At 63.7% G+C, this 12,610-nt stretch carries 9 protein-coding genes; 2 read left to right on the forward strand and 7 right to left on the reverse strand.

All coding sequences use genetic code 11. The features are described from left to right. Positions 1-4: 4 nt before the first annotated feature. The 7 genes from Q0974_RS02915 to bchF are packed head-to-tail and all read right to left on the reverse strand — an operon-like array spanning position 5 to position 10,013. Positions 5-1,429, reverse strand: a complete 1,425-nt coding sequence (locus Q0974_RS02915; protein ID WP_299322434.1) for a BCD family MFS transporter — start codon at positions 1,427-1,429, stop codon at positions 5-7. Further along, a complete protein-coding gene (gene bchM, locus Q0974_RS02920) occupies positions 1,426-2,157 on the reverse strand; it encodes a magnesium protoporphyrin IX methyltransferase (protein WP_299322436.1) in 732 nt (243 codons plus the stop codon). Before bchM ends, Q0974_RS02915 begins: the two co-directional genes overlap by 4 nt. Continuing rightward, on the reverse strand, positions 2,154-3,044 hold the full coding sequence (gene bchL, locus Q0974_RS02925; RefSeq protein ID WP_299322437.1) for a ferredoxin:protochlorophyllide reductase (ATP-dependent) iron-sulfur ATP-binding protein: 891 nt from the start codon (positions 3,042-3,044) through the stop codon (positions 2,154-2,156). Before bchL ends, bchM begins: the two co-directional genes overlap by 4 nt. Positions 3,045-3,057: 13 nt before the next feature. Next, positions 3,058-6,660 carry a magnesium chelatase subunit H gene (locus tag Q0974_RS02930; RefSeq protein ID WP_299322440.1) on the reverse strand — a complete coding sequence of 1,201 codons (3,603 nt, stop codon included), beginning with the start codon at positions 6,658-6,660 and terminating at the stop codon, positions 3,058-3,060. Continuing rightward, a complete protein-coding gene (gene bchB / locus Q0974_RS02935) occupies positions 6,650-8,200 on the reverse strand; it encodes a ferredoxin:protochlorophyllide reductase (ATP-dependent) subunit B (protein ID WP_299322442.1) in 1,551 nt (516 codons plus the stop codon). Before bchB ends, Q0974_RS02930 begins: the two co-directional genes overlap by 11 nt. A 2-nt stretch (positions 8,201-8,202) precedes the next feature. Next, positions 8,203-9,486, reverse strand: coding sequence for a ferredoxin:protochlorophyllide reductase (ATP-dependent) subunit N (locus Q0974_RS02940; RefSeq protein WP_299322445.1), 1,284 nt, complete (start codon positions 9,484-9,486; stop codon positions 8,203-8,205). Beyond that, positions 9,483-10,013: a 2-vinyl bacteriochlorophyllide hydratase gene (gene bchF / locus Q0974_RS02945; RefSeq protein ID WP_299322447.1), complete on the reverse strand. Its 531-nt coding sequence runs from the start codon at positions 10,011-10,013 to the stop codon at positions 9,483-9,485. The genes Q0974_RS02940 and bchF overlap by 4 nt, the downstream gene beginning before the upstream one ends. 217 nt (positions 10,014-10,230) lie before the next feature. Here bchF and Q0974_RS02950 point away from each other — a divergent pair, with 217 nt between their 5' ends. After that, positions 10,231-11,121: a cobalamin B12-binding domain-containing protein gene (locus Q0974_RS02950; protein WP_299322450.1), complete on the forward strand. Its 891-nt coding sequence runs from the start codon at positions 10,231-10,233 to the stop codon at positions 11,119-11,121. Between the two features lie 57 nt (positions 11,122-11,178). Next, positions 11,179-12,564 (forward strand): transcriptional regulator PpsR, encoded by a 1,386-nt coding sequence (gene ppsR / locus Q0974_RS02955; protein WP_299322453.1) that lies wholly within the window; start codon positions 11,179-11,181, stop codon positions 12,562-12,564. Positions 12,565-12,610: the final 46 nt, after the last annotated feature.

The raw sequence follows: 12,610 nt of genomic DNA on the forward strand, positions 1-12,610 counted from the left end.
TCGCTCAGGTTGGAAATTCACTCAGTCCGAACTGTTTCGGGGCGCCGGGCGTTACACCCTGGCGGCCACCGGCCAGCGGACCGAGAACAATAAGCATGCACAGTAACAGGCCGATCTCGATGCAGTAGACGATGCCGTAACCGGTCGTCTGTACTGCGAGTGTCGAGCCCAGCGCATCGGCCAGCGCCAGGCTCGTAAATATGTCGCGGATAATGCCGCCCAGGGCGATGCCGAGGCCGGCCGCCGTCGCTTGCACGGCACCCCAGGCGCCAAGCGCGAGCCCCGCTGTCTCCTCGCGCGCCAGCGCCATCGCGGCGATCAGCGTGCCGACGGAGAATAGTCCCACACCGAACCCGATCGCAGCTGCGCCGGTGTAAAGCAGCCCGGGCGATCCTAATGGACCGGCGAACAGCACGATCATAAAGGCCGCGATCCCGGCGACACCCCCCAGACCCGCAATGCGCAGCGGATCGGCGTCGCGGCTCAGCATCCGTCCGGCCAGTGTGAAACCCGCCAATGTGCCAAGCGCCCAGATTCCGGTCAGTCCGGTCGTCGCGCCGACGGACAGGCCGAGAATTTCGCCGCCATAGGGCTCAAGCAACGCATCCTGCATGCTAAACGCCGCCGCGCCGCAGCCAATGGCGATCAGCAACCGCGCAGTGCGCCCTTCGCTTATAAAAGCGCGCCAGACATCCGAGAATGCAGGACGATGGCGATCTGGTGCCGTCGCCGCCTTATTACGTGCCTCTTGCTTCCATAGCGCCGCGATGTTCAGCAACATGGTCAGCACGGCCGCACCCTGGATCACCTCGACGAGCCGCATTGCCGAAAAGTCGACGAGTAGAGACCCTATCACCAGCGCGCTCAGCATCATGCCGGCGAGCAGCATTACATAGAGCAGCGCGACGACACGCGGGCGGCTCTTTTCCGGCGCAAGATCGGTGGCGAGCGCAAGGCCCGCCGTCTGCGTGACATGCATGCCGGCGCCGGTCAGCAGGAAGGCCAGCGCGCTCGCCGATACGCCGATCGCGAAATCCTCGGGCCGCGACATTAACAGCAATGCGAAGGGCATGATCGCGAGCCCGCCAAACTGCAGCATGGTACCGAGCCAGATATAGGGCACACGCCGCCAGCCGAGCAGCGAGCGGTGTGTATCCGATTTATGGCCGATAAGCGCGCGGAACGGCGCAACGACCAGCGGCAGCGCGATCAGCAGCGCGATGATCCAGACCGGTACGCCGAGTTCGACGACGAGGACGCGGTTGAGCGTGCCATTCAACAGCACGACCGCCATGCCGACACTGACCTGAAACAACGCCAGGCGCAGCAAGCGACCCAGCGGCAGCTCTTTCGTCGCCGCATCGGCGAAGGGCAGGAACTTCATTCCCACCGTGGCCCAGAAAGGCTTCGAGGCGGCGGGCCGCGTCATCCGGCCTCCACCATCAGCGCGTGCGAGGTATAGAAGCCGCTGGCGACGCGCTCGCCATGGGCGATGTCGTGTTCCGGCAGGCGCTCGCCCAAAGCGCGGCGCAGGCGGTTTTCGGACACGGGCTTGATAGCCGGGGAGCGATTGCCGCGCGGAAACAGCTTGCCGGCCATATACATCGTCTGAAGCAAAGGCGAACTCGGCGCGAAGGTGAAACCGACCGTCCCGGACCGTTCGCCGAGCGCGCCGACCACATCGACGATATCAGCCGTCGGATAATGGATCAGCGAGTCCATTGCGATCACATGGTCGAAGCGGCCAAGCGCGGGATCGAGCAGATCGCCAACGCGCCAGTCAATCGCCAAACCATCGGGTGCCCGCTCGCGTGCCACATCGACCAGCCCCTGCGAAACGTCGATCGCCACAACTTCGGCACCGCGTTCGGCGGCTTCGACCGCCAGCGATCCCGTGCCGCATCCGGCATCGAGCAGCCGGCGGCCGCTCAGATCGGCGGGCAGCCAGGAGAGCAAGGTTGCGCGCATCCGGTCACGGCCCGCGCGGACCGTCGCGCGAATACCACTCACCGGCGCGTCGGATGTGAGATCGACCCAGGCCTTGCGCGCGGTGCTGTCGAAATAAGTGGTGAGCTGCCCGCGATACTTCGCATAGCGCGCGCTGCCGCTTTCGCGGAGGCGGTCAGGCTGAGTGATCGGTGCGGCGCTCGCCATCATTCGAACCCCAGAAAATCGAAAATGTCGCGGTCTTTCATCGGCGTCGCTTTGAGCGGATCGACGCCGGCATAGAGCATGGTGGCGAGCCGCAGATATTCGTCCTGCGCCTGTTTGACCTCGGGCGTCTCGTCCATCTCGAACAATGTGCATTTTTTGAGCCGCGAGCGGCGGATCGCATCGAGATCCCGGAAATGGGCGAGCCGCTTCAGGCCCGTCGCATCGGCAAAGCGATCGATCTCGTCGGTATCTTTGGAACGATTGGCGACGACGCCGGCCAGGCGCACATTATAGTTTTTCGATTTCGCCCCGATCGCGGCCATGATCCGGTTCATCGCGAAGATGCTGTCGAAATCATTGGCGGCGACGACCAGCGCGCGCTCGGCATGCTGGAGCGGCGCGGCGAAACCGCCGCACACGACATCGCCGAGCACATCAAAGATCACGACATCGGTGTCTTCGAGCAGATGATGTTGTTTGAGCAGTTTCACCGTCTGCCCGACGACATAGCCGCCGCAGCCCGTGCCGGCGGGCGGCCCGCCCGCCTCGACGCACATCACGCCATTGTAGCCTTCGAACATATAGTCTTCGGCGCGCAGCTCCTCAGAGTGAAACTCGACCGTTTCGAGCACATCGATCACCGTCGGCATCATCTTTTTCGTCAGCGTGAAAGTGCTGTCATGTTTCGGATCGCAGCCGATCTGCAGCACCCGGTGGCCAAGCTTGGAAAAGGCCGCCGAGAGGTTCGACGAGGTCGTCGATTTGCCGATCCCGCCCTTGCCATAGACCGCGAAGACCTTCGCGCCCTTGATCTCGTCCTTCGGATCGAGCTGGACCTGGACCGAGCCTTCGCCGTCCGGCGGCGCGGTGCCTGCATCGAGAAGGGTCATTGTTGCTCTCCCATCATTCCGCTGCGACCAGGCCTTCCAGCCGGTCCTCCAAATCGTCGCTCGCCGCCTTGAGCGCCGCGAGCGTTTCCGCATCGGGTTCCCACAGTTCGCGCTCGCACGCTTCGAGCAGCCGGTTCGCCACCCGGGCCGAGCTCTTCGCGTTGAGCTGCGACAGCCGCGCGCGCATTTCCTCGTCAAGCACGAAGGTTTCGCTGATCTGCTGATAGACCCAGGGATCGACCGCCCCGGTCGTCGCCGACCAGCCCATCGTGTTCGTCACATGGCCCTCAATCTCGCGCACGCCCTCAAAGCCGTGCTTGAGCATGCCTTCATACCATTTGGGGTTGAGCGTCCGGGTGCGCGTTTCGAGATCGATCTGCTCGCCGAGCGTGCGGACCTTGGTTTTGCCCTGCGTGCCGTCGACGATATAGACGGGCGCGGCTTTGCCTTTGGCGCGGGCGACCGAGCGGCTGACACCGCCAAGCCCGTCCACATATTGATCGAGATCGGTCACGCCGACTTCGACGCTCTCAAGATTCTGGTACGTGAATTCGACGCCCTTGAGCGCGCTTTCAAGCAAAGCGCGATGCTGCACCGGACCGCCATTGCGGCCATAGGCGAAGCCCTTGTGGGTTTCGAAGGACTCGGCGAGTTCGTCGGGATCCGTCCAGGCGCCGCCGTCGATCATCATGTTGACGTTCGCGCCATAGGCCCCTTCCGCATTGGAGAAGACGCGCAGGCTCGCGGTTTCGAGATCGCAGCCATGGGCTTCCTGATGCGCGAGGCTGTGCCTGCGGATGAAATTCTGCTCGACCGGCTCGTCGGCGCTGCTGGCGAGCCATGCGGCCTCGGCGATCATGCGCGTCTGCAGCGGCAACAGATCGCGGAAGATGCCCGACAGCGTGATGACGACATCAATCCGCGGGCGGCCCAATTCTTCGAGCGGGATCAGCTCCGCGCCGCAAAGCCGGCCATAGCTATCGAAGCGCGGCCGTGCGCCGATGAGCGTTAGCGCCTGCGCGATCTGCGCGCCTTCGCTTTTGAGGTTGTCCGTGCCCCAGAGCACCATGGCGATGCTTTCGGGAAACTCGGCCCCGCCTTCGACATGACGCGTGATCAACTGCTCGGCCTGTGCCGCGCCCAACTCGCAGGCGAAGCGGCTCGGGATGCGGAACGGATCGAAGCCGTGGATATTGCGACCCGTGGGCAGCACTTCGGGATTATGGAGGATATCGCCGCCCGGCGCCGGAGGAACGAAGGTGCCGTCGAGCGCATGGACCAGCGCGCCGAGTTCGTCATTCGCCGCCAGCTTCGCTTCGATTTCGGCGCGGTCGGATTCGGGATGCGCGTCCATCATCGCATCGACGAACTGCTCGAGCTCCTCGCCTTCGGGATGGCTGCCGAATACGTGCATGCCGTGCGGGATCAGCGCGCGTTCCAGCTCGTAGAGCCGCCCGGCCAGCGTTTCGATATCGCCGCCCTCGATGTCCAGCGCATCGCACTGTTCTTCGATCATCACCGCCAGGGCGTCACGCTCGCCCTCATCGGTGTCGGCGGAGCGATAGCGTTCGACCAGCGCCTTCAGATCGGCAAAGCCCTTGTAGAGACCGGCTTCGGCGAGCGCCGGCGTCAGATAGCTGACCAAAGTCGCGCCCGAGCGCCGCTTGGCGATAATGCCTTCGGACGGGTTGTTGGCCGCGTAGAGATAATAGTTGGGTAGATCGCCGAGCAGCCGGTCCGGCCAGCACTTGCCCGACATCCCCGCCTGTTTGCCCGGCATGAATTCGAGCGCGCCATGGGTGCCGAAATGGAGCACGGCATCGGCCGCGAAATCCTGCCGGATCCAGCGATAGAAGGCGGCGAAGGCGTGGGTCGGGGCGAAATCGCCCTCGAACAGCAACCGCATCGGATCGCCCTCATAACCGAAGGCCGGCTGCACGCCGACAAAGACATTGCCGAACTCGGCGCCGAGCACATGAATGGTCGATCCGTCGCTCTGCTGCTTGCCGGGCGCGGGGCCCCATTGCGCCTCAATCTGCTTGAGATAGGGTTCGGCCCGGACATGATCGTCGGCGGCGATCCGCGCGGCGACATTGGCGTCCGCGCCATAGCGTTCGGCATTGCCCTTGAGGATCGACTCGCGCAGCGCATCGACGCTTTCCGGCACGTCCACATCATAGCCTTCGTCCGACAGCCTCTGCAGCGTCGCATGCAGCGATTCGAACACGGCGAGATGCGCGGCGGTGCCCGTCGCCCCGGCATTGGGCGGGAAATTGAAGAGCACGACGGCAAGCTTGCGCGCCGCACGCTTGGACCGGTGCAGCGCGATCATCCGCGCGGTCCGCTCGACCAGCGCCTCGGCGCGGTCGGGGCAACCCTGCATCGCGCGGATCGCGCCCTTGGATTCGAAATGACAATGCCGGTCGCAGCCGTCGCAGGCCTCGCCGACACCGTCCGAGCGGCCGCCGAACACGCTCGGGCAGATCGCGCCGTCGAGTTCCGGAATAGCAATCATCATCGTCGATTCGAGCGGCAGCAGACCCTGTTTGCGGTTGCCCCATTGTTCGAGCGTCTGAAATTCGATGGGATGGGCCGCGATATAAGGCACATCGAGCCCAGTCAGCGTTTCGACCGCGGCATCGGCATCGTTATACGCGGGCCCGCCAACCAGCGAGAAACCGGTCAGATTGACCATGGCGTCGATGACAGGCTTGCCGTCCTTCACGAAGAATTTCTCGATCGCAGGCCGCGCGTCCAAGCCGCTGGCAAAGGCGGGAATGACGCGCAGCCCCTTGGCCTCCATCGCCTCGATCACGCCGTCATAATGGCCAGTATCGCGGCCCAGCAGATAGGAGCGCAGCATCAGCAGGCCGACCGTGCCGTTCTTCCCGCCTTTCTTGGGCAGGATGCGTTCGCTTTCCGATAGCCGTTGCCGCGCGCGCGGGTGATAGACGCCGACTTCCGGATATTCGAGCGGCGCTTCGGCCTTCATCGCGCCGCGCAACTCTTCGCGCGCGCCGCTCGCATAGCGGTCGATCAGCGCGCGGACCATCTGCACGACATTGTCGTCGGAGCCCGCGAGCCAATATTGCAGCGTCAGGAAATAGGCGCGCACGTCCTGGGCGGTGCCGGGAATAAAGCGCAGGATTTTCGGCAGGCGGCGCAGCATGCGCATCTGCTTCTGCCCCGAACTCGCGCCGGGCTTTTTCGAGCCGCGCAATTTCTTAAGCAGCGCAAGCGGGCCTTTGGCGGGCGCATCCATGCGATAGTCGCCGAGCCGGGTGAGTTTCACGATCTCGCCCGTCGACATCAGGCCGAGCATCGCGTCGCAATCCTCGCGCCGCGCTTCGAGCGCCGGACGGATTGCGCGGACATGGTCTTCGAGGAACAGCATCGTCGCTATGATGATGTCGCCCTTCGCAATATCGGCCTTGGCGCGCTCAAACGTCTCCGGATCGCGGTCCCAATCGGCGGCGGCGTGGAAATCGATGGTCACGCCCTGATCGGCGAGCCGCGCTTCGGCGCGCTCGGCGGCAGCCGACAGATGATTGTCGAGCGTCACGATGACGACGCGGACCGCGGGATCGCGCGGGGCGGAGGGCGCGCTACCGCGCATAATGCGCCTTCGCGTCATAGAGGGTTTCGAGATCGATCGTTGCGCGGCCCTGCTCGCTCGCGAAGAGCTCCGTGTTCCGCCGGGCCTTGCCACGCACGAAGAAGGGTATTTTCTTCAGTTCGCGTTCGGCATCTTCGGCCCAGGCGATGGCCGCCGCTTCGCCGGTCGCCGCCGGCGCTTCGTCGTTCGACGCGGCAGGCGGCGCGGCATGGCCGGGGCCAAGATGCGATGCACCCGCTTCGTCCGAAAATTCGAAATCGTCGCGGAACATTGTCAGCAGATGCTCTTCCAGCCCCATCACCAGCGGATGAACCCAGCTATCGAAGAGCACATTCGCGCCTTCGAAGCCCATTTGCGGGCTGTGGCGCGCCGGGAAATCCTGGACATGGACGGGCGCCGAAATCACCGCGCAGGGCACGCCGAGCCGCTTCGCGATATGACGCTCCATCTGCGTACCGAGCACCAGTTCGGGCTGCGCTTCGGCAATCGCTTCCTCGACCGCGAGGTGATCGTCGGTGATCAGCGGCTCGACATCGTAGAGTTTCGCGGCGGCGCGAACCTCGCGTGCGAATTCGCGATTATAGCAGCCGAGCCCGCAGACCTTGAAACCGAGTTCCTCATGCGCGACGCGCGCGGCGGCCACGGCATGGGTCGCATCGCCGAAGATGAAGACGCGTTTGCCCGTGAGATAGGTGGAATCAATCGAGCGGCTCCACCAGGGCATGCGCGACCCGTCTTCGGCCATGGCAGGCGCGGGATCGACATCGGCGATTTCGGCGACTTCGGCGATAAAATCGCGCGTCGCGCCGACGCCGATGGGTACGGTGCGGACGACCGGCTGCTTGAATGTCCGTTCGAGCCAGCGCGCGGCCTCGTCGCCGATTTCCGGATAGAGAAGAATGTTGAAATCCGCCGCGCCGATCTGCGCGATATCGGCGGGCGTCGCACCCATCGGGGCGACGATATTGACGTCGATGCCAAGCTTTTCGAGCAGCCGTTCGATTTCGAGCACATCGTCGCGATGCCGGAAACCGAGCGCGGTCGGGCCGAGCAGATTGGCGGCGGGACGGCGGCCCTCTTTCGCGGACGGCGTCACGCTTTGATCGGCGAGCTGGCGGACGAGCTGGTAGAAGGTTTCCGACGCGCCCCAATTTTCTTTGCGCTGATAGCTCGGCAGTTCGAGCGGCACGACCGGGATCGGCAGGCCCATCGCCTCGGCGAGTCCGGCCGGATCGTCCTGGATCAGTTCGGCCGTGCAGGAAGCGCCAACGAGCATCGCCTGCGGTTCGAACCGGGCATAGGCGTCACGCGCGGCGGCCTGGAACAAAGTCGCCGTATCCGAACCGAGATCGCGCGCCTGGAAGGTCGTGTAGGTGACGGGCGGCCGCTGGTCGCGGCGCTCGATCATCGTGAAGAGCAGGTCCGCATAGGTGTCGCCCTGCGGCGCGTGGAGCACGTAATGCACGTTTTCCATGCCCGTCGCGACCCGCATCGCGCCCACATGGGGCGGCCCTTCATAGGTCCAGACGGCCAGCTGCATCGCTATACCCTCAACACATCGCGGCGCCGGAGCGGCCGCGCAAACAGTTCGGCGAGATCCCCGGCCTGATCGAAGCCGTGGATCGGCGAGAAGACGAGTTCGATCGCCCATTTGGTCGACAGGCCCTCGGCCTCCAGTGGATTGGCGAGGCCCAGCCCGCACACAGTGAGATTGGGCTGGGCTTCGCGAACCCGATCGAGTTGCTTGTCGACATCCTGGCCTTCGCTGATCCGCGTTTCCGCGGGCAGCAGCGCCAGTTCCTGCTCCAGATGCGTTTTATGGAGATAGGGGGTGCCGACCTCGATCGGATTCATGCCCAACTCGGTGGCGAGGAAACGGGCCAGCGGAACCTCGAGCTGCGAGTCGGGCATGAAAAAGATACGGCGGCCTTCGAGCCGCTCCTTGTGATGGGCAAGCGCCCGTTTGGCGCGTTCGCGCCCGGGCGCGACGACGCTGTTGAAATGCATCTCGTCGACGCCGAACTCGTCGGCCGCCGCCTTGAGCCAGGATGTCGTGCCTTCCGCACCGAACGGGAAAAGCGCATCGAGGCGAACTGCGCCGCGATCTTCAAGCGCCTGCGCCGTATCGCCGAGAAAGGGCTGAGCGAGCAGGTAACGCGTATTGGGACCGACCGCCGGCAGATCATCGGCCCGGCGGGCGGGCAGACATCCGACGCGATCGATGCCGAGTTCCTCGAACGTCCGCAGGAACTGATCCTCGACGATATCGGGGAGCGAACCCACGATCAGCAATTCCTTGGGATCGGCGGCATCGCTCGCCGGCATTTCCGGCACCAGCGACGCGAGGCATGCATCCTCGCCTTCGGTGAAGGTGGTTTCGATCCCGCTGCCCGAATAGTTGAGGATGCGGACATCCGGCGCATGTTTGGCGGCGAGCCGCTGGCTGGCCTTGGCAAGATCGAGCTTGATGACTTCAGACGGGCAGCTGCCGACAAGGAAGAGCGTCTTGATCTCCGGCCGGCGGGCGAGCAGCCGGTCGACGACCCGGTCCAGCTCTTCATTGCAATCGGCCATGCCGGCGAGATCGCGTTCCTCGATAATCGCGGTCGCGAATCGCGGCTCGGCGAAGATCATCACCCCGGCCGCGGATTGCAGCAGATGCGCGCAGGTCCGAGACCCGACGACGAGGAAGAAGGCGTCCTGCATCTTGCGGTGCAGCCAGACGATGCCGGTCAGCCCGCAAAAGACTTCGCGCTGGCCGCGCTCGCGCAGGACCGGCGCGCAGTCGGTCCCGTTAGCCGGGCGGGTGGCAAGCGTCGTACTCATGCCGCCACCGCCGGATTGCGGGCCGCGTCGAGCCGGGCGGCGCGCAGCTTGAGCAGGAATTGCGTGGCATTGACGACATAGGCGGCATAGGCGGCCAGGGCGACGAACATGCGCGCTTCCACCGTGCCGATGCCCGCGAACAGCATGACCAGATAGGCCGTGTGCAGCGCCAGCACGAGCATCGAGAAGACATCTTCCCAGAAGAAGGGCCGGGCGAAAAGCCAGCGGCCGAAGACCACTTTCTCCCAGATCGAACCGGTGACCATGATCGTGTAGAGCGCCATCGTCTTGGCGACGATCGAAATATCGGCGGCGAGCGCCCCCTCGCCTGTGGACAAGTAGCGGATCACGAGTCCCAGGCTGACGAAAAAGATGGCGAACTGGATCGGCGCCAATATGCCCTGGATGAGCGTCCAGACCGATTCGTCCCTGCGGCGGCGTTCTTCCGCAGTGTAAAGCGGATCGCCCTGATTCCGATGTACGCCCTCTTTTCGGCCGACTCCGGGTGAGGAGAGTTCCCCTGTCATCCCTTGTGCTCAATTCTCCACTGGTCCGGGATGCAAGGTACGACTCGAATCAACCATGTGTCAACATTTGTTGACGTCTAGTTTGGTTGACAGATGACGATTTGCCAGAGTATCTAAATGCCTATAGCTTCGTGACTGGAGAGACAGAGTCGCGAAGGAAATACGGCCGAGCTCCGAGTTGGGTATCACCGCAACTCACCAGACCGGGAGAGTCTGAATGGCATCACTGATGAACGAGAGCTCGACAACCCAGCCGATTGCTGAAACGACGACCGAAGAAACGCCGAGACCGAAGGCGCGCGAGCGCCGTCCCAACACGGCCAAGCCTCCTGCCAATCCCGAACGCATCAACAGCCTGATCGAAAGCCAGATCATACCCCGGCTCGTCGCCGCGCATTCGCCAGAGACCACGGCCGATCATTTCGAACCGATAACGGAGGCGGAGATCGCGCATTTCGCGCCGCTGCCGATTATTCTGGAAGCCGACGAACTGCTCGCCGAAGTCGAAACGCTGCTGGCGCGCGGCGTCCCGCCCGAAGCGATATTCGTCGATCTGCTTGCGCCCTCGGCCCGGCACCTCGGTGAAATGTGGGAAGAGGACAGTGTCGATTTCGTCGAAGTGACGATGGGGCTGTGGCGCCTGCAGGAAGTCATGCGCGAAATCGCGGCGCGCACGCCGAGCATCGCCGGCAGGCTCTTGTCGCCGCGCTCAATCATGGTCGCACCGCTGCCCGGCGAACAGCATAGTTTCGGTGCCGTCATGCTTGAAGAATTCTTCGCCCGTGCGGGCTGGGATACCGAGCTGATGGTCAATAGCGAAGGCACGAATCTGACGGATCGACTAAGCGAGAAAAGTTTTGATCTGCTGGGATTGACGGTCAGCTGCGACTGCCATATCGGACCGCTTCCGAAATTTATTCATGCCCTGCGCAGTATATCCAAAAATGCCGATATCCGGATCATGATTGGTGGGCGCGTGCCTAACGAGCATCCCGGTCTCGCCGAAGAAGCCGGGGCGGACGGAACGGCGTCAAGCGCAAGCACTGCTATAGAGGTCGCTGATGAACTGGTTGCTGAATTCGTGCCCATGGAGGCGCGTGCCGGCTAACCGAAGGGATTGTTCGTGTTGAATCCGAGGGATGCTCTAGAAGCGAAGCAAGCCTTCATGAAGCCCGACGCCATTCTGCGTTCGCTGGACAGCGAAGCGGCGGCCAAACTCGCCATGGCGGGCGGCGATATCGCGTTGGTGATCGACCGAAAGGGCAAGATCATCGACGCTTCGGCGAATCTCGAGTCCTTTCCTGAAGCCGGCGACTGGATCGGCAAAAAATGGCTCGATACGGTGTCCATCGAGAGCAAGCCCAAGATCGAAGAGATGCTTGCGGCGGGCCGCGACGGCGAGACGCAGCATTGGCGGCAGGTTAACCACCCATCGGACGGCCCCGATATCCCGATCCGCTATTTCCTGGTCGATCTTGCCGGAGGGAAACGCATGATCGCGCTCGGCCGGGATTTGCGTGACCAGGCGGCGCTGCAACAGCGGCTGCTACAGGCGCAGCAATCGCTCGAGCGCGATTATATGCGGCTGCGCCAGGCGGAATCCCGCTATCGCCTGCTGTTCGAAATGACGCCCGATCCGATGATGATCGTCGACAATACGACCGGGCGAATTCGCGAAGCGAATGGGGCGGCCCATGAACTGGTCCATGCCAAGCCGGGCGGCCTGATCGGCAAATCGCTGGCCGGGCTTTTCGAGCGGGGCGCGCGCGATGCGCTGAGCCGCTATCTCGGGTCCGCGATATCCGCGACTTCGCCGACGCCCGTACAACTGCCGATCGCCGATTTCGACGAGGAAGTGACCGTCTCGGCCACCGGCTTCCGCCAGGAGGGCACGCTCTTCATGCTCGTGCGGCTGATATCGATCGAGCAGTCGGTCGATAGCCGTGTCGGAGGCGCGCCGGTGCTCGATATCCTCAATCGCATGCCCGATGCCTTTGTGATTGCGGACAAGGACATGAACATCGTCGCCGCCAATACCGCTTTCCTCGAAATTGCCGGCGCCGCATCGCTGGACCAGCTGCGCAGCGCCGATCTCGGCGACTATCTCGGCCGGCCCGGCGTCGATCTCGATCTGATCAAAACGCAGCTCGGCAAATATGGCGTCGCGCGCAATGTGAGTACGATCGTCCGCTCGGGCGGCGGCGCGGACGAGGAAGAAGTCGAGCTATCCGCGGTGGAAACGACGGATGCCGGCCATCATTACGGGTTCAGCATCCGGATGGTTGCTCGGCGGCTGCGCGACCTGGCGCCCATGCCCGAACATCTGCCGCGCTCGGTCGAGCAGTTGACCGAACTGGTCGGCCGGACGTCGCTCAAGGAGATCGTGCGCGAAAGTACCGATCTGATCGAGCGGCTGTGCATCGAAGCGGCGCTGATCCACACGTCCGACAATCGCGCGTCGGCCGCCGAAATACTCGGCCTCAGCCGGCAAAGCCTCTATTCCAAGCTGCACCGCTACGGTCTCGGCAATCTGGTGTCCCAAAACGATTGAGCGCGCGCTTTTGCGGCCAACAGACTGTCAAAAAAGATTGACGCTT

This window comes from Parasphingopyxis sp. (assembly GCF_028279465.1).
Classification (GTDB): Bacteria; Pseudomonadota; Alphaproteobacteria; order Sphingomonadales; family Sphingomonadaceae; genus Parasphingopyxis.

Bases quoted from the DNA above. Each gene is read 5' to 3' on its own strand.
- Q0974_RS02915 (WP_299322434.1), bottom strand. From the start codon at position 1,429: ATGACGCGGCCCGCCGCCTCGAAGCCTTTCTGGGCCACGGTGGGAATG.
- bchM (WP_299322436.1), bottom strand. From the start codon at position 2,157: ATGATGGCGAGCGCCGCACCGATCACTCAGCCTGACCGCCTCCGCGAA.
- bchL (WP_299322437.1), bottom strand. From the start codon at position 3,044: ATGACCCTTCTCGATGCAGGCACCGCGCCGCCGGACGGCGAAGGCTCG.
- Q0974_RS02930 (WP_299322440.1), bottom strand. From the start codon at position 6,660: ATGCGCGGTAGCGCGCCCTCCGCCCCGCGCGATCCCGCGGTCCGCGTC.
- bchB (WP_299322442.1), bottom strand. From the start codon at position 8,200: ATGCAGCTGGCCGTCTGGACCTATGAAGGGCCGCCCCATGTGGGCGCG.
- Q0974_RS02940 (WP_299322445.1), bottom strand. From the start codon at position 9,486: ATGAGTACGACGCTTGCCACCCGCCCGGCTAACGGGACCGACTGCGCG.
- bchF (WP_299322447.1), bottom strand. From the start codon at position 10,013: ATGACAGGGGAACTCTCCTCACCCGGAGTCGGCCGAAAAGAGGGCGTA.
- Q0974_RS02950 (WP_299322450.1), top strand. From the start codon at position 10,231: ATGGCATCACTGATGAACGAGAGCTCGACAACCCAGCCGATTGCTGAA.
- ppsR (WP_299322453.1), top strand. From the start codon at position 11,179: ATGAAGCCCGACGCCATTCTGCGTTCGCTGGACAGCGAAGCGGCGGCC.